The sequence below is a fragment of the Pseudomonas sp. SJZ077 genome (assembly GCF_007993905.1).
GTDB classification, from domain to species: domain Bacteria; phylum Pseudomonadota; class Gammaproteobacteria; order Pseudomonadales; family Pseudomonadaceae; genus Aquipseudomonas; species Aquipseudomonas mandelii.
Genome location: NZ_VIUJ01000002.1, coordinates 348,663 through 365,489, shown reverse-complemented (window position 1 = coordinate 365,489; position 16,827 = coordinate 348,663). Strand labels below are relative to the sequence as shown.

The following is a 16,827-nucleotide window of genomic DNA, read 5'->3' as shown; positions in this document are numbered from 1 at the left end:
TGTTGGCGGTTCACGCCGTCAGCCAGCGCCGGTTTTTATTCCCATGACCGCCTAGAAGTCTGCCGCCATGCGTCCAGCCCGTGCCCTGATCGACCTTCAAGCCCTGCGTCACAACTACCGGATCGCCCGTGAAACCACGGGGGCCAAGGCCCTCGCCGTGATCAAGGCGGATGCCTACGGCCATGGCGCGGTGCGTTGCGCCCAGGCGCTGGAAGCCGAGGCGGACGGATTTGCCGTGGCTTGTATCGAAGAAGCGTTGGAGCTGCGCGCGGCTGGCATTCGGGCGCCGGTGTTGTTGCTGGAAGGTTTTTTCGAAGCCGATGAGCTGTCGCTGATCGTCGAGCATGATTTCTGGTGCGTGGTGCATTCGTTGTGGCAGCTCGAAGCCATCGAGAATGCCGTGTTGAGCAAACCCATCACGGTCTGGCTCAAGCTCGATTCCGGTATGCACCGGGTTGGCTTGCATCCAAAGGATTATCACGCGGCGTATCAACGGCTGCTGGCCAGCGGCAAGGTGGCGAAGATTGTCTTGATGAGCCACTTCGCCCGCGCCGATGAGCTGCACGAGCAGGCCAGCGCCGAGCAGGTCGCTGTGTTTGAAGCGGCACGTAAAGGTTTGTCGGCCGAGATCAGCTTGCGCAACTCGCCGGCGGTACTCGGTTGGCCGCAGATTCCGAGCGATTGGGTTCGCCCGGGCATCATGCTCTACGGCGCCACGCCGTTTGAAGAAGCCAACGCCGTGGCCTCCCGTTTGCAGCCGGTGATGACCCTGGAATCGAAAGTGATCTGCGTGCGTGAACTGCCGGCCGGCGAGCCGATCGGTTATGGCGCCAAATTCATCACCCCCAAGCCCATGCGCGTCGGGGTGGTGGCCATGGGTTATGCCGATGGTTACCCGCGTCAGGCACCGACCGGCACGCCAGTGTTGGTCGCCGGGCAGCGCAGCCAGTTGATTGGCCGGGTGTCGATGGACATGCTCTGCATCGATCTGACCGATGTGCCGCAGGCCGGCCTGGGTTCGACCGTTGAGTTGTGGGGTAAAAACATCCTCGCCAGCGACGTGGCCGCCGCCGCTGACACGATTCCCTATCAGATCTTCTGCAACCTGCGCCGGGTGCCAAAGCTCTATTCCGAGGGTTAGCGGTCAGCAGTCCGTACCGGAAGTCGCTTCGCTGAACAGGATTCAGGCCAAAGTGTTGTAAATACTGAACGCTGTCGCCATGATAACGCTCAATATTTCTACAACCTGAATCTTGGAGGCGCAAGCTTGGACGTCGGTGAACGACTGCAATCCATCCGTAAGCTCAAAGGTCTTTCCCAGCGTGAGCTCGCCAAGCGCGCGGGCGTCACCAACAGCACGATTTCCATGATCGAGAAGAACAGCGTCAGCCCCTCGATCAGTTCGCTGAGGAAGGTACTGGGCGGGATTCCCATGTCCATGGTCGAGTTCTTTTCCGAAGAAATCCTGCAGGAAAAACCGACGCAGATCGTCTACAAGGCCAACGAGCTGATCGATATTTCCGATGGTGCAGTGACCATGAAACTGGTCGGTCGGGCGCATCCGAGCCGGGCTATCGCCTTCCTCAATGAAATCTACCCGCCTGGCGCCGACACCGGTGACGAGATGCTCACCCATGAGGGCGAGGAAACCGGCATTCTGGTGGAAGGCCGACTGGAACTGGTGGTAGGGCTTGAAACTTTTGTGCTCGAAGCGGGGGATAGCTACTACTTTGAAAGTACCAAGCCACACCGTTTCCGTAATCCGTTCGATGCGCCGGCGCGACTAATCAGCGCAGCCACGCCCGCGAATTTCTAAGAGAAGAGGCGTCCTGCCAGCATGGCGGAGGCACCCGAACCGTTTTTCCATTGCGCAACAAGACCCCTTCGACTTTGGGGTTGTTTCAGTGTGACGGGGTTACCGTTATACTTGCGCCCGCCTGCGAACCGTGGCCGTAGGCGTGACTAGCCACCATTGAGGGTGAACGCGTGAATCTAATTATGAAAATGCTGGCCGTACCAGCAACCGTATTGGCCCTATGGGCAGTCAGCGCACAAGCAGCGACCAACGACGATATTGCTAAACGCCTTGAGCCAGTCGGCCAGGTTTGCGTCCAGGGTCAAGAGTGCAAGGGGATGGAAGTTGCTGCTGCTACTGGCGGTGGCGGTGCCAAGACGCCTAAAGATGTGATTGCAAAACATTGCAATGCTTGCCACGGAACCGGCCTGCTGGGTGCGCCGAAAATCGGCGACAAGGCTGCCTGGAAAGAGCGCGCCGATCACCAGGGCGGCCTAGACGGCATCCTGGCCAAAGCCATTACCGGTATCAATGCGATGCCGCCTAAAGGCACCTGCGCCGACTGCTCCGACGACGAGCTGAAGGGCGCCATCAAAGAAATGTCCGGCCTGTAACACGCCAGCATCTTCAGCGAAAAAGCCGCTTACGAGCGGCTTTTTTGTGCCTGCGATTTTCCTTGGGGACTATTCTTTGCAGTAAAGGCCCGGCAAGCTCGGTCCAACCCCAATTCACGGAATGTAAGGGAGGATCAGATGGTGCAGCTGTGTTCTATCGAGCAGGCGGTCGATGACGTATTGGCGCGGTTGCCAGCGCATATCCACATGGGCCTGCCCCTGGGCCTGGGCAAACCCAACCACTTCGTCAACGCGTTGTTCCAGCGCGTCGCGCAACTGCCCGACCGGCAGCTGACGATCTACACTGCCCTGTGCCTGGGCCGCCCGGCCTTGGGCGACGGTTTGCAAAAGCGCTTCCTCGAACCCTTCATCGAGCGGGTGTTTGGCGATTATCCGGAGCTGGATTTTCTCGCCGGACTGCACAAAGACAGCCTGCCGGCGAACATTCACGTCCATCAATTCTTTATGCAGCCCGGCAGCCTGCTGCATAGCGAATCGGCCCAGCAGGATTACGTCAGCAGCAACTACAGCCACGCCGCGCGGGACATCAACGCCGCCGGTTTGAACCTCGTGGCGCAACTGGTGGCCAGCCACGCCGAACACCCGGATCGTCTGAGCCTGAGCTGCAACCCTGACATCACCCTCGACCTGTTTCCGATGATCGCCAAACGCCGGGCGGCGGGAGAGACGATCCTGCTGGTGGGCCAGGTGCACAACGATTTGCCCTACATGCCCGGTGACGCCGAAATAGGTATCGACACCTTCGACCTGCTGATCGACGAGAAGGACAACACCACACTGTTCTCCACGCCGAACATGCCCGTGGGTTTCCAGGATCACTTCATCGGCTTGCACGCCAGTACGCTGGTGCGCGATGGCGGCACCTTGCAGATCGGCATCGGTGCCATGGGCGATGCCCTGACCGCAGCGTTGCTGGCGCGTCAGGCCGACAATGCCGGTTACAAGGCGTTGCTGGCGGATATCAATCTCAGCCAGTGGGCGCAGTTGATCGACCGCGAAGGCGGCGTCGATCCGTTCGCGAAGGGCCTTTACGGTTGCAGCGAAATGTTCGTCAACGGCTTGCTGGTGCTGGCCGATGCCGGAATCGTGCGGCGCAAGGTCTACCCGGACGTGCCGACCCAGCAACAAGCCAATGCCGGCACTCTCGACGAAGCCGCGCAAACCGATGGCATCTCGGTGCATGGCGGGTTCTTCCTCGGGCCGCGCAGTTTCTACGAGCGCCTGCGCGAGCTTCCGCAAAGCAAGCGACTCGAATTCAACATGACCCGCATCAGCTACATCAACGAGCTCTACGGTCAGGAAGAACTCAAACGCTTGCAGCGCCTGGACGCGCGCTTCATCAACACCGTGTTCACCATGACCCTGCTCGGCGCGGGCGTGGCCGATCAGCTCGAAAGCGGGCGAGTGCTGAGCGGCGTTGGCGGGCAATACAACTTTGTTGCTCAGGGCCATGCGCTGGAGGGCGCGCGGTCCGTGCTGCTGTTGCGCAGCTGGCGCGAGGCGGGCGGTGAGGTCAGTTCGAACATCGTCTGGGAATACGGCCACTGCACGATCCCACGGCATCTGCGGGACATCGTGGTCACCGAGTACGGCATCGCCGATCTGCGCGGCAAGACCGATGCGGCGGTGATCGAGGCATTGCTGAATATCAGCGACTCTCGCTTCCAGCCGGGGTTGATCGAGCAGGCGCAGAACGTTGGCAAATTGCCGAAGAATTTCCGCATCGATCCGCGTTTTGCCGACAACAGCCCGGAGCGTTTGCAGGCGATTCAGGCGTTGCATCCGAATTTGTTTCCGGAGTATCCGCTGGGGTGTGATTTCACTGCGGTGGAGAGGGATTTGTTGCGGTCGCTGAACTGGTTGAAGAGCAAGTTCAAGCTCTCGGAGATTCTGGAGTTGGGCAAGGCTGCGCTGGATGCGCCGGAGCCTGCGGCGTTTCCCGAGCATCTGGAGCGGATGCAGCTGACCAACCCGGAAGGGCTGAAAGAGGACCTGTTTCAGCGGCTGCTACTCGCCGGCCTCAAGGCCACCGCGCCATAACAGCCACTCCAAAACCACTGTGGGAGCGAGCCTGCTCGCGAATGCTGAGTATCAGTCGACATCATCGTTGACTGATCCAGCGCTTTCGCGAGCAGGCTCGCTCCCACAAGGGATATGCGCGGTGTGGCTTTATTCGATGAAGGTCACGACGCCGCCAGCCAGCGACTGCACACGAGCCAGCGACTCAACGCGATAACCTTGGGCATCCAGTTCCGCACGCCCACCCTGGAACGACTTCTCGATCACGATCCCCAAACCCGCCACGGTGGCGCCGGCCTGTTTGATGATCGAGATCAGCGCCTGGGACGCCTTACCGTTGGCCAGGAAGTCATCGATGATCAGCACGCGGTCGCTGCTGGTCAGGTGGCGCGGGGAGATGGCCACGGTGCTTTCGGTCTGCTTGGTGAACGAGTAAACGGTCGCCGACAGAAGGTTTTCAGTCAGGGTCAGTGACTGATGCTTGCGGGCAAAAATCACCGGCACGCCGAGGTTCAGGCCGGTCATGATCGCCGGGGCGATGCCCGAAGCTTCGATCGTGACGATCTTGGTGATGCCCGAGTCCTTGAACAGCGCAGCGAATTCATCGCCGATCAGCTTCATCAGGGCCGGGTCGATCTGGTGGTTCAAAAAGGCATCGACCTTCAAGACCTGATCGGAAAGCACGATGCCTTGTTCGCGGATTTTCTGGTGCAGTGCTTCCATGAAGCGTTCCTCTACTGGCGCCATGTGCGCCTAGCTTGTCAAAAATGCCTGGTTAAAAAGTGTTCGGTTAAAAAGTGCTCAATTCTAGCGCTTTAACATCGCCCGTATATCCGCCAATGCGGTATTGCCGCGAACGGCTTTGACTTCAACAGGTGTGTCGTCGTTGCCTTCCCACGCTAGGTCGTCTGGCGGCAGCTCATCCAGGAAGCGGCTCGGCGCGCAGTCGATGATCTCGCCGTATTGCTTGCGCTTGGCGGCGAAGGTGAAGGCCAGGGTCTGACGCGCGCGGGTAATGCCAACGTAGGCCAGGCGGCGTTCTTCTTCGATGGTGTCGGCTTCAATGCTGGAGCGGTGCGGGAGGATTTCCTCTTCCATGCCCATGATGAACACGTAAGGGAATTCCAGGCCCTTGGAAGCGTGCAAGGTCATCATCTGCACACCTTCAGCGCCGTCTTCCTCTTCCTGCTGACGTTCCAGCATGTCGCGCAGGACGAGTTTGCCGATGGCGTCTTCGACGGTCATCTCGCCTTCTTCGTCTTTCTCCAAGGTGTTTTTCAACGCCTCGATCAGGAACCAGACGTTACCCATGCGGTAATCGGCGGCCTTGTCGCTGGAGCTGTTGGTGCGCAGCCAGTTCTCGTAGTCGATGTCCATGACCATGCTGCGCAGCGCCGAGATCGGGTCTTCGCCGGCGCATTGCTCGCGGACCTTGTCCATGAAGCGCTTAAAGCGTGACAGACGATCAGTGAAACGCGCATCCAGGTGCTCGCCCAGGCCGATTTCGTCGGTGGCGGCATACATCGAGATTTTGCGCTCGGTGGCGTAGTTGCCCAGCTTCTCCAGCGTGGTCGAACCGATCTCCCGGCGCGGGACGTTGATCACCCGCAGGAAGGCGTTGTCGTCGTCCGGGTTCACGATCAGGCGGAAGTAGGCCATCAGGTCTTTCACTTCCTGGCGACCGAAGAAGCTGTTGCCGCCGGACAAACGATACGGAATCTGGTGGTGCTGCAGCTTCAGTTCGATCAGCTTGGCCTGGTAGTTACCGCGATACAGGATCGCGAAATCGCTGTAAGGCCGGTCCGTGCGCAAGTGCAGGGTCAGCAGTTCCACGGCCACGCGCTCGGCTTCGGCGTCTTCGTTGCGGCAGCGGATCACGCGGATCTCGTCGCCGTGGCCCATCTCGCTCCACAGCTGCTTTTCGAATTCGTGCGGGTTGTTCGAGATCAGCACGTTGGCGCAGCGCAGGATGCGGCTGGTGGAGCGGTAGTTTTGCTCGAGCATGACGACTTTCAGGGACGGGTAATCGTCCTTGAGCAGCATCAGGTTTTCCGGACGGGCGCCGCGCCAGGCGTAGATCGACTGGTCATCGTCGCCGACCACGGTGAACTGGTTGCGCGTGCCGATCAGCAGTTTCACCAGCAAATACTGGCTGGCGTTGGTGTCCTGGTATTCGTCCACCAGCAGGTAGCGGACTTTGTTCTGCCATTTTTCGAGGATGTCGGCGTGTTCCTGGAACAGCTTCACCGGCAGCAGGATCAAGTCGTCGAAGTCCACCGCGTTGAACGCCTTGAGCGTGCGCTGATAGTGGGTGTAGACGATGGCGGCGGTCTGTTCCTTGGGATTGCGCGCGTTTTCCAGGGCTTCGGGCGGCAGGATCAGGTCGTTTTTCCACGAGCCGATCATGTTCTTGATCTCGTCGACGCCGTCGTCGCCCGAGTATTCCTTCTGCATGATGTCGGTCATCAAGGCTTTGACGTCGGTTTCGTCAAAGATCGAGAAGCCCGGCTTGTAGCCCAGGCGAACATGTTCCTTGCGGATGATGTTCAAGCCCAGGTTGTGGAAGGTGCACACCGTCAGGCCACGGCCTTCGCCGCCCTTGAGCAGGGTGCCGACCCGTTCCTTCATCTCGCGCGCGGCCTTGTTGGTGAAGGTCATGGCGACGATGTACTGGGCGCGGATGCCGCAGTTCTGGATCAGATGCGCAATTTTGCGGGTGATCACGCTGGTCTTGCCGGAGCCGGCGCCGGCGAGCACCAAAAGAGGGCCGCCGACGTAGCTCACGGCTTCTTGCTGCCGGGGATTGAGTCGGGACATACGAAATCAGGGAGTCGTTAGTGAAATGGGCCGGCATTTTAACAGGCTCAGCGAATTGTGCTGCTCTCTCCGACTTGTGACGCACCACGCTATCTCTATTTGCCGGTTTTGATACTTTCAAGCAGGATGCGCGGTGAATTAGCGGCTAATGTTCGTATTCCAGACACAAACTCACGTTTGATAACTGATGTCATTTGGTCATTGGTTACAGGCGCGGCATAATGCCCGTCGCCTACATCTTTGCAGAGTCTAGGGAGCTAGCTTGTCTACGCCTGTCGAACCCTTGCGTTTGCTGCTACTGGCCGAAGAGCCGGTGTGGGCAGCGTTGTTGCGCGAGTGTCTGGCTCCGATGGGGAGCTCGGCCGTGCTTATCAGCGCGCCGAGCTGGGAGTCGGTCAGCAGTCTGTTCGATGACAACCGCAACGCGGTGTTGTTGACCATTCCAGCACTTCAGCCTCTGCCAGGCCGATGCAGCTTGCCGACAGTGTTGCTGCTCGAGCATGAGCCCCTGACGTCGCCCGATGGTGTGAGCGACTGGCTGGTGCGCGACCATCTCGATGCCGGCATGCTGCGCCGGTGCCTGCGGCATGTGCGCGAACGTGGCTTGCTGGAAAACACCCTGCAACGCCTGGCCGAGCAAGACCCGCTGACTGGCATCGCCAACCGTCAGGGCTTCCAGACCTTACTGGCCGCGCGTCTGGCGGAAAACGACGGCCGTGGCCTGGCCCTCGGTCACCTTGATCTCGACAACTTCCGTCACGCCAACGATGCCCTCGGCCACCAGGCCGGCGACCGGTTGATCCTGCAGGTGGTTGCGCGGCTGAAAAGCCAGCTTGAGGCCGGCGATCAACTGGCGCGGCTTGGCAGCGATGAATTCGCCTTGCTGATCGACACCCGCCGCGCGCCTCAGCGCGCCGAATGGATGGCCGAACGCATCACCGAAGCCCTGGCCGAACCTTACTGGGTCGACGGCGAAAGCCTGTTGATCGGTTCCAGTCTGGGCATCGCCCACGCCCGGGCCCAGGCCGGCGCCGACCCGCTGATGTGGCACGCGCACATCGCCATGCAGCAAGCCAAGAGCACTCAGGGCTGCACCTTTCATATCTTCAACGAACGCATCAACCGCAATGCCCGCAGCATGGCCGACCTCGAAAGCGAGCTGCGTAGGGCGTTGCGCCGTGACGAACTGGAGTTGCATTACCAGCCGCGCCTGAACCTTGAGGACGGCCAGATCGTCGGCCTCGAAGCCCTGGTGCGCTGGCGGCATGCCGAGCGCGGTTTGCTGGCGCCCAGCGAGTTCGTGCCGCTGGCGGAGCAAAGCGGTCTGATCGTACCGCTCGGTTACTGGGTGATTTCCCGGGCCCTGCGGGACATGCAGGCATTGCGCGAGCGTGGTTTGCCGGCGCTGCACATGGCGATCAACCTGTCGTTCCGGCAGTTTCAGGACAGCCAGTTGTTGTCGACCCTGAGCCGGCTGATCGCCGAGCGCGGCGTCGAGGCGCAATGGCTGGAATTCGAACTGACCGAAACTGCGGTCATGCGCCGCAGCGATCTTGTGAAACAGACCATGGACGCCCTCGGGCGCCTGGGCGTGCGCTTCTCGCTGGATGATTTCGGCACCGGGTTCTCGTCCTTCGTGCACCTCAACAGCCTGCCGATTGCCTTGCTCAAGGTCGACAAGAGCTTTGTCGGCGGCATGGAAGAGCGGGAAGAGAATCGCAAACTGGTCCACGCGATGATCAACCTGGCGCACAACCTCAACCTTGAAGTGGTGGCCGAAGGCGTGGAGACGGCGGAGCAGCTGGAGTTGTTGCGTGGGTTTGGTTGCGATCAGGTGCAGGGGTATCTGATCAGCAAGCCGCTGCCGTTGGCGGAGTTGGTTGAGTATCTGACGTTTGGCAGCAGCCAGCAGCCTGCCCTCGAAATCGTGAGCTAACCCCGAACCTGTAGGAGCGAGGCTTGCCCGCGAAGGCGTCGTGTCAGTTAACAAAGATGTCGACTGATGTGACGCCTTCGCGGGCAAGCCTCGCTCCTACAGGGGGTCTCAGTCTGTCTGAGGGACTTCGAAACGCTGTAATGACGGCTCGCGCCGAATCATCCCTTTCATCTTCCACTCAAACGCCAGCGTCAGGCTCACCGCCGCGCAAGCCAGGCCCAGCGCCAATCCCCACCAGACGCCTGTCGGCCCCCAGTTCAAGTTGAACGCCATCCACCACGCCGCCGGCGCACCGATCAGCCAATAGCAACCCAGTCCGACCAGGAACGTGGTCTTGGCATCCTTGAGCCCGCGGATGCAGCCCATGGCGATGGTTTGGGTGCCGTCGAACAGCTCGAACCATGCCGCCACCGCCAGCAGGCTCACAGCCAGGTTGAAGACGTCTCGAAAGGCCGGGTCGTTGTGGTCCAGGAACAAGCCGATCAACTGATTCGGCAGGAACCAGAAAACCATGGCAAAACCCAGCATCGCCGCCGCGCCAAAGGCGATCCCCACCCGGCCGGCCAGCCGCGCGTCCAGCAACTGCCCGGCACCGTAGTGCTGGCCGATGCGCATGGTGATCGCGTAAGAAAGCCCCGCCGGAATCATGAACGCCACCGAAACAATCTGCAGGGCGATCTGGTGCGCCGCCAGTTGCGTACTGCCCATGGTGCCCATGCACAGCGCAGCGAATGCAAACAACCCGACTTCCACGGCGTAGGTGCCGCCGATGGGCAGGCCGAGACGCCACAGCTCTTTCAGGTACTGGCGGTTAGGCCGCGACAGACCCTGGCGCAGCGGATACGCGTCGTAAGCCGGATGCCGACGGATGTGCAGCGCCAGCGCCACGGCCATCAGGTTGGCGACGATCGCCGTGACCAGCCCGATGCCCACCAGGCCCATTTTCGGCAAGCCGAACATCCCGGTGATCAACGCGTAGTTGAGCAGGAAGTTGGCCACGGTGCCGCCGAGGCTGATGACCATCACCGGGGTCGCCCGGCCGATGGCGCTGGTGAAACCGCGCAGGGCCATGAAGCTCAGGTAGCCGGGCAGGGCGAACGGCAGGATCAGCAGGAACTGCCCGGCAGCCTGGACGTTGGTTTCGGTCTGGCCAAACAGCAGCAGCACCGGTTTAAGATTCCACAGCAGCAGGCCGGCCACCAGCGCCATCAACCACGCCAGCCACAAGCCGGCCTGGGTCAGGCGCGCGGCACCGACGATATCGCCTGCGCCCTGACGGATCGCTACCAGGGTGCCGACCGCTGCGATCACGCCGATGCAGAAGATCGACACGAACGAATACGTTGCCGCGCCCAGGCCGCCACCGGCCAGCGCTTCGGGACTCAGGCGCGCCATCATCAAGGTGTCGGTGAGGACCATCAGCATGTGCGCCAACTGCGAGGCAATCAACGGCCCCGCCAGCCGCAGGATGGCCCGGAGTTCGGTACGTGCTGGATGCTGCATGGTCATCACGCCTCGGTTATCGGAGTAAACAGGAGAGAGCCGATTCTCGGCGCTCTGCGGGGTTTCCACAAAGGGATAAAAAGGATGGGTGGCATGAGTCAGACTCATGCTGGCAAGTTTCTGCTAACGTGGCGCAACCGCGCTATAGGAGCTTTCCCAATGTCCCGTCGTCTTCCTCCCTTGTATGCCCTGCGCGCATTCGAAGCGGCGGCGCGGCATAGCTCGTTTACCCGCGCCGCTGAAGAATTGTCGATCACCCAAAGTGCCGTCAGTCGACACATTCGTACCCTCGAAGATCATTTCGCCTGCCGGCTGTTTCACCGCAGCGGGCGCAACCTGCAACTGACCGAGTCGGCGCGGTTGATCCTGCCTGGCATCCGTGAAGGTTTCACCGCGCTCGAACGCGCCTGCAATACCTTGCGCGCCGAAGACGACATCTTGCGCATGAAAGCCCCGTCGACGTTGACCATGCGTTGGCTGCTGGCGCGCCTGAGTCGCTTCCGGCACCTGCAACCGGGCAACGAAGTGCAATTGACCAGTGCCTGGATGGACATCGACACCGTGGACTTCAACCACGAACCCTTCGACTGCGCCGTCATCCTCAGTAACGGGCGTTTCCCTCCGGACTGGGAGGCGACGTTGCTGTTCCCGGAAGAACTGATCCCGGTCGGCGCGCCGAACCTGCTGAAGGACCAGCCGTGGGACGTCGCACGCCTGGCCAGCGCAGAGTTGCTGCACCCAACGCCAGATCGTCGCGACTGGCGCAGTTGGCTGGAGCGCATGGGGCTGTCGGATCAGGTCTCGCTCAAGGGCGGGCAAGTTTTCGACACGCTGGAGTTGGGCATGATCGCGGCGGCCCGAGGCTATGGCGTGTCCATGGGGGATTTGCTGATGGTGGCGGAAGATGTCGCGCAGGGTCGTCTGAGTTTGCCGTGGCCGACGGCTGTCGCCAGCGGTGAGCATTATTACCTCGTCTGGCCGAAAACCCGTCCGGGAGGTGAACGTTTGCGCCGTCTCAGCGACTTTCTGCAAGGCGAGGTCAGGGCCATGGATTTACCGGATGTCGAGCGCTTGAGCTGAATCGATGAAGCCCCAGCAATAGAGGCCTTGAGCCATATCCCGGCTATTTACTCAAGTATTCAGGTTTGCCGCCGAAAATCTGCAGGTGGGACCTTCGTGCAGGTCCCCTGTAATTCCTCTAATTAGAATTTTGCTGAGTGTGCATCGTGATCAGGATGATCCGGTCACTTGGCCAGGAGCTGTCATGTCTCAACCTCGTGCTCGGATCGCCTCACAGCTTGGTCTTGCGCTTGCCGTGATACTGGCGATCGTCATCACTGGCAGTACCGTGTTCGCCCTGCGTTCGCTGGACTCCGCCAACCTCGCCACCCGCGAAGAGCACCTGGCCAGTGAAGCCCGGTTGCTGGCCGATCAGTTGAGTACCTTTCACGGCACGTTGCGTGAAAGCACTCAGCGTCTGGCCGGTCTGTTCGAGAAGCGCTTCAGCGCCGGCGTGAGCGTGCACCCGGACGAACCGGTGGCCGTGGCGGGTACGCAGACCCCGGGCCTGCACCTGGGCAGCGAAGTGTTGAACAACAACTTCAAGGAAGTCGACGAGTTCAAGCAGATGACCGCGGGCGTTGCGACGGTGTTTGTGCGCAGCGGTGAAGATTTCATCCGCGTCAGCACGTCCTTGACCAAGCAGGACGGCAACCGGGCCATCGGCACCCTGCTGGACCACGCTCACCCGGCCTATGCACGCTTGATGGCGGGGCAGAGTTATGTCGGCCGCGCCTTGCTGTTTGACCGTTCCTACATGACGCAGTACACGCCTGTACGCGACAGCAGCGGTAAAGTGATTGCCGTGCTGTTCGTAGGATTCGATTACACCGACGCGCAGAACGCACAGTTTGAGAACCTCAAACGCTTCCGCATCGGCCAGACCGGCTCGCTGGCGCTGCTCGATGAGCAGAAGAAGTGGTTGGTGCCGATTGCGGGTGTGCAAGCGCTGGATCAAGCAGTCCCGGCCATCGTCGATCTGGCGAAAACCCCGGGCAAGGGTGATTTCTGGAGCGACAAGTCCGAAGACTTCTACAGCGTGGCCGTGCCGTTTGAAGGCGGCCCATGGTCGGTGGTGGCAAGCATGCCGAAAGCCGAAATCAGCGCCGTGACCTGGAGCGTCGGCATTCAACTGGCGATCGGCAGTCTGCTGGCGACGTTAATCGCCGTCGGCTCGGCGGTCTGGCTGCTGCGCAGCAAACTCGCGCCGCTGGGTGATCTGGTGCGTCAGGCAGAAGCCTTGGGCGCCGGTGATTTGAGCGTGCGCCTGAGCGTGTCGAGCAACGACGAAATCGGTCAGCTGGCCCGTGCCTTCAACCAGATGAGCCAGGCCTTGTCGACCATGGTCGAGCACATTCGCAAGGCCTCGGTCGAGGTCAACAGCCGTGCCCAGGCGTTGTCCGGTCTGTCCGGCGGTGCCTATGAAGGGATGGAGCAGCAGTCGGGCGAAATCACCAGCATGGCCGGTGCCGTGGAAGAGTTCAGCGCAACCTCGCTGAACATTGCCGACAACATGGGCAGCACCCAGCGTCTGGCGCAGGAAAACGCACAGCAAACCCAGATCGGTCGTACCTCGATGGACGAGGCGTCCTCGTCGCTGGAGCAAATCGCTGGCGCGTTGAACAGCACCGCCATCGTGATCAATACCTTGGGGCAGCGCTCCCAGGAAATCGGCGGCATCGTCGGGGTGATTACCTCAATCGCCGATCAAACCAACCTGCTGGCGCTGAACGCGGCCATCGAAGCGGCCCGCGCCGGTGAGCAAGGTCGTGGTTTTGCGGTGGTGGCCGATGAGGTGCGCAACCTGGCTTCGCGTACACGTCAGGCCACTGACGAAATTTCCGGGATGATTCAAAGCATCCAGCAGGAAACCGGCAATGCGATCAGCACCATGGAACAAGGCAATGTGCTGATGCAGGAAGGTTTGTCACGCAACGCCAACGTGGCCTCGGCCCTGGCGCGGATCGATGAGCAAAGCCGCTCGGCTGGCCAGCAATTTGCGGCGATCACCACCGCGACCCAGGAGCAGAGCAGCACCGCGACCTTGCTCAGCAGCAACCTGCAAAGCATTGCGTTGGCAAACAGCGAGCAGAGGGAAGTGGTGTCGAACCTGGCCGTGACCGCCAAAGAGCTGGAGAAGCTGGCGGCGGACTTGCGCCAAGAGGTTGACCGGTTTCGTTGAGTCGTCGCTGAAATAGTCTTCGCGGGCAAGCCTCGCTCCTACAGGGGCATGTGGCGTTCCACTCTTGTGTGAACGGCATATCACCTGTGGGAGCGAGGCTTGCCCGCGAAGGGCTCACCTCAATGTTCAGATCAGACGATCAATCACACTTGGCATTGCTCGACACTTCCTTGCTCGCCAGTTTCAACTGCTTGCCCAGCTCCGCCGCATTGGTGCTGCTGTAAACCCGGCCGCCGGTGTTTTCAGCGATGCAACGTGACGGGCCGCCGGCACCGATTTTCACTACGTTGACCCGCAGCCGCGGTTGATCCCTGGCGATTTGGCGGGACACGGCGCACACGTCTTTCTGGCAACCGTCCTCACCGTCGACGAACATCACGATCACGGCGTCGTTATTGCGCCCGTCGACGGTGCTTGCCGCGTGGGCCAGGCTGTCGGCCAGCGGTGTGCCGTCGTTGGGCACCAGGCCTCGAATCCCGTTGATCAGCCGCTGACGGTCGCCGAACTTGAACACGCCCTGGTCCGGCGTTCTTTCGCAGCCGGCGAAGGTGATCAGGCGCGTGTCGATCTTCGGGTCCAGCCCGTTGATCATGCCGGCCAGCGAGTCCTTGGCGACGTCCATGCGGCTCGGTTTGGCGAAGATCTGCGTGGTGCGGTTCACATCCAGGTACTTGTTGAGCTCGTTGCCGAAGAACCAGTCCTCGTCGGCTTTCACAGACTTGATGTTCAAATCCATCGACCCCGAAGTGTCGAGCACCACCACAAATTGCGGGATCTCTGCGTTGGGCGCTTTTTTGCGGCAGGCGAAGTTGTCCAGCGTCGGGGCCGGTGGCGGGGCGGCCACGACCGGTTTTGGTGGCGGGACGGGCTTGGGTTCCGGCACCGGCACCGGCACAGGTTCTGGCACGGGTTCCGGTTCTGGAACCGGCTCGGGTTCCACGACAGGCTCGGGAACAGGCTCAACCGGTTTCTCGACCGGCGTCACCACTGGCGCTACAGGTGGAACCACGACAACGGGTTCACGGTGCAAGAACCACCAAAGCCACAGCGCCAGAAGCAGCAACAGCAGCGCCAGCAAGGCCGCCGCGATCCACCAGCCGCGACGCGACGGCGGCACTACCGGCACCACTGGAACAACCGGCGGCACGATCGGTTTGGGCGGGCGCTGGTTCCAGCGCACCACCAGCGGCTCGCCGTTGAGGCTGTAGAGTTTATCCAGCTCGGGCGTGCCGAGCAGGCTGCGCAGGTCATCCGCTACGGTGGGCTGACCGCGTTTTTGCAGTTCGTCCGCCAACTGTCCAAGGGACGTCTGACGCACTTCATAGGTTTCCAGCAAACGTCGTTGCGCGTCCTCGTTGAGGTCGGCATAGGGCGTGGGTTGGCCACCCAGTTCAGTCCACCATTCCAGCACGTCACCGCTGCCCATTCGCGGGATGGCGAAGAGGCTGGCGACGGTCGGCGGAAAGTGTTTCTGGATGAGGGCGACTTTGGCTTGCAGCGCACTCATCCCCTCTGGTGTGGCTTGCGCATCCCTGATGACCCGCTGCATGACGACGATTCCTGAAAAGGGTGCAGGCCGCCATCGGCAGGCCTGCGGGGTGAAAAGTTACTCTTCGTAACCGAGGCTGAATTGCAGCTGATTCACTTTCTTCTGCAAGGCCTTCAGTTGTTCCTGCTTGGCAGCCAGCGTCGCGGGTGAGGTCTTGGTCACGGGCGCTGCCTGGGAGGCCTTGAGCTGCTGCTCGAGCCCGGCAATCTGCTTCTGCACCTGGCTTTGGTTGCCATGCCGGGCCTTGAGCGAGGTCAGCAACTGGCCCAGCGACTGGTTCAGCGCCGCCTGGGACTTCTGCTGGCTGGCCAGGTCGGTCTTGGTGCTGAGCTGCTGGGCCTGAATGTTCTCGTACACCTGGCGGAACATCGCGTTTTCCTGGCGGGACGCGGTCAGGGCCAGTTCCTTCTGTTTGACCTGGTCGCTATAACCACCAGAGTAGTCGCAGTTCATCTTGGTCAGCATGCTGCTGTCGCGATTGGTCGCATCGCATTCGCCCGGCTTCGTCGCGCAACCGCTCAGGGCCAGGACGGCGGTGAGGACCGCCAGCTGTCGTAGAGTCATGTGCTTAGCCCAGGGTGATCGCGGAACGCTGGTTGTACAGACCGTCGACTTCCTTTTGCAGGGCGGCGACTTTCTGGTTCATTTTCAAAATGTTCATGTCCACCTGCTTGATCTCGGCACCGGCGCCTTGTGCACGCTCGGCATCCGCCACTTTGGTGTACTCGGTGACCTTGGTGCGCATGTTGCCGAGGTCTTTACGCAGGCGCGCGATGTTCGAATCGATCTCGGCGATTTGCACTTGGGCCTTGGCCTTGTCGACTTTCTTGTTGGCGATGTCTTTTTTGATCTGGGCGATTTGCGCCTGGTCATCATTGATGACTTGCTGAGCGGTCGCGGTACGGGCGATCACGTTCTGGGTGTCTTGCTCGACGTCGCTGTTCATCTTCGCCAGGCGGGTGGTGGTGTCGGAGTATTCGCTGCGACGTTGATCCAGGTAATAGTTCGCGCCCATGGCCACGCCACACGCGGTAATACCGGCGGCGATGGCGCAGACCGCCTTGTTGCTGCTATTGGACAGTGCGCAACCGAGGATGCCGACACCGGCGCCGACCGCACAGGCCTGGTAACCGGATTTGCTGAAAAACTCTGCGTCATTGCCTTGGGTCAGACGCGGGTCGGCCCCCTCGCTGCCACCGAGCATCGAGCTGCCGGTGTTGGCACAACCTGTCAGCAACAGGCTGCCAGTGATGACAAAAGCGATCTGTAGCTTGAAGCGAGTCCAGAGGCTGCGCGACATGGTGAAACTCCTTGGTGACGGTGTTGGCTGTT

At 60.9% G+C, this 16,827-nt stretch carries 13 protein-coding genes; 7 read left to right on the top strand and 6 right to left on the bottom strand.

All coding sequences use genetic code 11. The features are described from left to right. The first annotated feature begins 67 nt into the window (after positions 1 to 67). The 4 genes from alr (at position 68) to FBY01_RS05390 (ending at position 4,470) form a co-directional block, all read left to right on the top strand. Complete coding sequence (gene alr / locus FBY01_RS05405) at positions 68 to 1,141, top strand: alanine racemase (RefSeq protein WP_102594922.1); 1,074 nt, start codon at positions 68 to 70, stop codon at positions 1,139 to 1,141. A 126-nt stretch (positions 1,142 to 1,267) separates the two neighbouring features. Next, positions 1,268 to 1,816, top strand: a complete 549-nt coding sequence (locus FBY01_RS05400) for a cupin domain-containing protein (protein ID WP_007947433.1) — start codon at positions 1,268 to 1,270, stop codon at positions 1,814 to 1,816. A gap of 182 nt (positions 1,817 to 1,998) precedes the next feature. Then, positions 1,999 to 2,409, top strand: a complete 411-nt coding sequence (locus tag FBY01_RS05395) for a cytochrome c5 family protein (protein WP_077748586.1) — start codon at positions 1,999 to 2,001, stop codon at positions 2,407 to 2,409. A 138-nt stretch (positions 2,410 to 2,547) separates the two neighbouring features. Further along, positions 2,548 to 4,470: an acetyl-CoA hydrolase/transferase C-terminal domain-containing protein gene (locus FBY01_RS05390; protein WP_145306568.1), complete on the top strand. Its 1,923-nt coding sequence runs from the start codon at positions 2,548 to 2,550 to the stop codon at positions 4,468 to 4,470. Between the two features lie 129 nt (positions 4,471 to 4,599). On the opposite strand, the gene FBY01_RS05385 is transcribed toward FBY01_RS05390, so the two are convergent. Together FBY01_RS05385 and rep are read right to left on the bottom strand one after the other, a co-directional pair. Beyond that, a complete protein-coding gene (locus tag FBY01_RS05385; RefSeq protein WP_010465159.1) occupies positions 4,600 to 5,172 on the bottom strand; it encodes a xanthine phosphoribosyltransferase in 573 nt (190 codons plus the stop codon). 84 nt (positions 5,173 to 5,256) lie between these two features. Continuing rightward, positions 5,257 to 7,266, bottom strand: a complete 2,010-nt coding sequence (gene rep / locus FBY01_RS05380) for a DNA helicase Rep (protein ID WP_010465157.1) — start codon at positions 7,264 to 7,266, stop codon at positions 5,257 to 5,259. A 262-nt stretch (positions 7,267 to 7,528) separates the two neighbouring features. Between rep and FBY01_RS05375 the strand changes: the two genes are divergently transcribed. After that, on the top strand, positions 7,529 to 9,202 hold the full coding sequence (locus tag FBY01_RS05375) for a bifunctional diguanylate cyclase/phosphodiesterase (RefSeq protein WP_010465155.1): 1,674 nt from the start codon (positions 7,529 to 7,531) through the stop codon (positions 9,200 to 9,202). Positions 9,203 to 9,310: 108 nt separating this feature from the next. Here the strand turns inward: FBY01_RS05375 and FBY01_RS05370 are convergent, their stop codons facing one another. Beyond that, the gene (locus FBY01_RS05370; RefSeq protein WP_145306816.1) at positions 9,311 to 10,705 is read right to left on the bottom strand and encodes a NorM family multidrug efflux MATE transporter; all 1,395 of its coding nucleotides are present in this window, start codon (positions 10,703 to 10,705) and stop codon (positions 9,311 to 9,313) included. Between the two features lie 159 nt (positions 10,706 to 10,864). Here FBY01_RS05370 and FBY01_RS05365 point away from each other — a divergent pair, with 159 nt between their 5' ends. Both FBY01_RS05365 and FBY01_RS05355 read left to right on the top strand, forming a co-directional pair. Next, positions 10,865 to 11,785, top strand: a complete 921-nt coding sequence (locus FBY01_RS05365) for a LysR substrate-binding domain-containing protein (RefSeq protein WP_010465151.1) — start codon at positions 10,865 to 10,867, stop codon at positions 11,783 to 11,785. Positions 11,786 to 11,969: 184 nt separating this feature from the next. Next, positions 11,970 to 13,946, top strand: coding sequence for a methyl-accepting chemotaxis protein (locus tag FBY01_RS05355; RefSeq protein WP_145306570.1), 1,977 nt, complete (start codon positions 11,970 to 11,972; stop codon positions 13,944 to 13,946). A gap of 139 nt (positions 13,947 to 14,085) precedes the next feature. Here the strand turns inward: FBY01_RS05355 and FBY01_RS05350 are convergent, their stop codons facing one another. Genes FBY01_RS05350 through FBY01_RS05340 form a run of 3 tightly spaced genes read right to left on the bottom strand, consistent with a single transcriptional unit; the run spans position 14,086 to position 16,795 of the window. Beyond that, complete coding sequence (locus FBY01_RS05350) at positions 14,086 to 15,495, bottom strand: VWA domain-containing protein (protein WP_077748588.1); 1,410 nt, start codon at positions 15,493 to 15,495, stop codon at positions 14,086 to 14,088. 57 nt (positions 15,496 to 15,552) lie between these two features. After that, positions 15,553 to 16,059, bottom strand: coding sequence for a hypothetical protein (locus FBY01_RS05345; RefSeq protein WP_010465145.1), 507 nt, complete (start codon positions 16,057 to 16,059; stop codon positions 15,553 to 15,555). A gap of 4 nt (positions 16,060 to 16,063) precedes the next feature. Continuing rightward, positions 16,064 to 16,795: a hypothetical protein gene (locus FBY01_RS05340; protein WP_010465143.1), complete on the bottom strand. Its 732-nt coding sequence runs from the start codon at positions 16,793 to 16,795 to the stop codon at positions 16,064 to 16,066. Between the last annotated feature and the right edge of the window lie 32 nt (positions 16,796 to 16,827).

What these genes read in the sequence shown, in the direction of transcription:
- FBY01_RS05365 (WP_010465151.1), top strand. Translation starts at nt 10,865, where the DNA reads ATGTCCCGTCGTCTTCCTCCCTTGTATGCCCTGCGCGCATTCGAAGCG.
- FBY01_RS05355 (WP_145306570.1), top strand. Translation starts at nt 11,970, where the DNA reads ATGTCTCAACCTCGTGCTCGGATCGCCTCACAGCTTGGTCTTGCGCTT.
- alr (WP_102594922.1), top strand. Translation starts at nt 68, where the DNA reads ATGCGTCCAGCCCGTGCCCTGATCGACCTTCAAGCCCTGCGTCACAAC.
- FBY01_RS05350 (WP_077748588.1), bottom strand. Translation starts at nt 15,495, where the DNA reads ATGCAGCGGGTCATCAGGGATGCGCAAGCCACACCAGAGGGGATGAGT.
- FBY01_RS05395 (WP_077748586.1), top strand. Translation starts at nt 1,999, where the DNA reads ATGAAAATGCTGGCCGTACCAGCAACCGTATTGGCCCTATGGGCAGTC.
- FBY01_RS05345 (WP_010465145.1), bottom strand. Translation starts at nt 16,059, where the DNA reads ATGACTCTACGACAGCTGGCGGTCCTCACCGCCGTCCTGGCCCTGAGC.
- FBY01_RS05340 (WP_010465143.1), bottom strand. Translation starts at nt 16,795, where the DNA reads ATGTCGCGCAGCCTCTGGACTCGCTTCAAGCTACAGATCGCTTTTGTC.
- FBY01_RS05385 (WP_010465159.1), bottom strand. Translation starts at nt 5,172, where the DNA reads ATGGAAGCACTGCACCAGAAAATCCGCGAACAAGGCATCGTGCTTTCC.
- FBY01_RS05370 (WP_145306816.1), bottom strand. Translation starts at nt 10,705, where the DNA reads ATGCAGCATCCAGCACGTACCGAACTCCGGGCCATCCTGCGGCTGGCG.
- FBY01_RS05390 (WP_145306568.1), top strand. Translation starts at nt 2,548, where the DNA reads ATGGTGCAGCTGTGTTCTATCGAGCAGGCGGTCGATGACGTATTGGCG.
- rep (WP_010465157.1), bottom strand. Translation starts at nt 7,266, where the DNA reads ATGTCCCGACTCAATCCCCGGCAGCAAGAAGCCGTGAGCTACGTCGGC.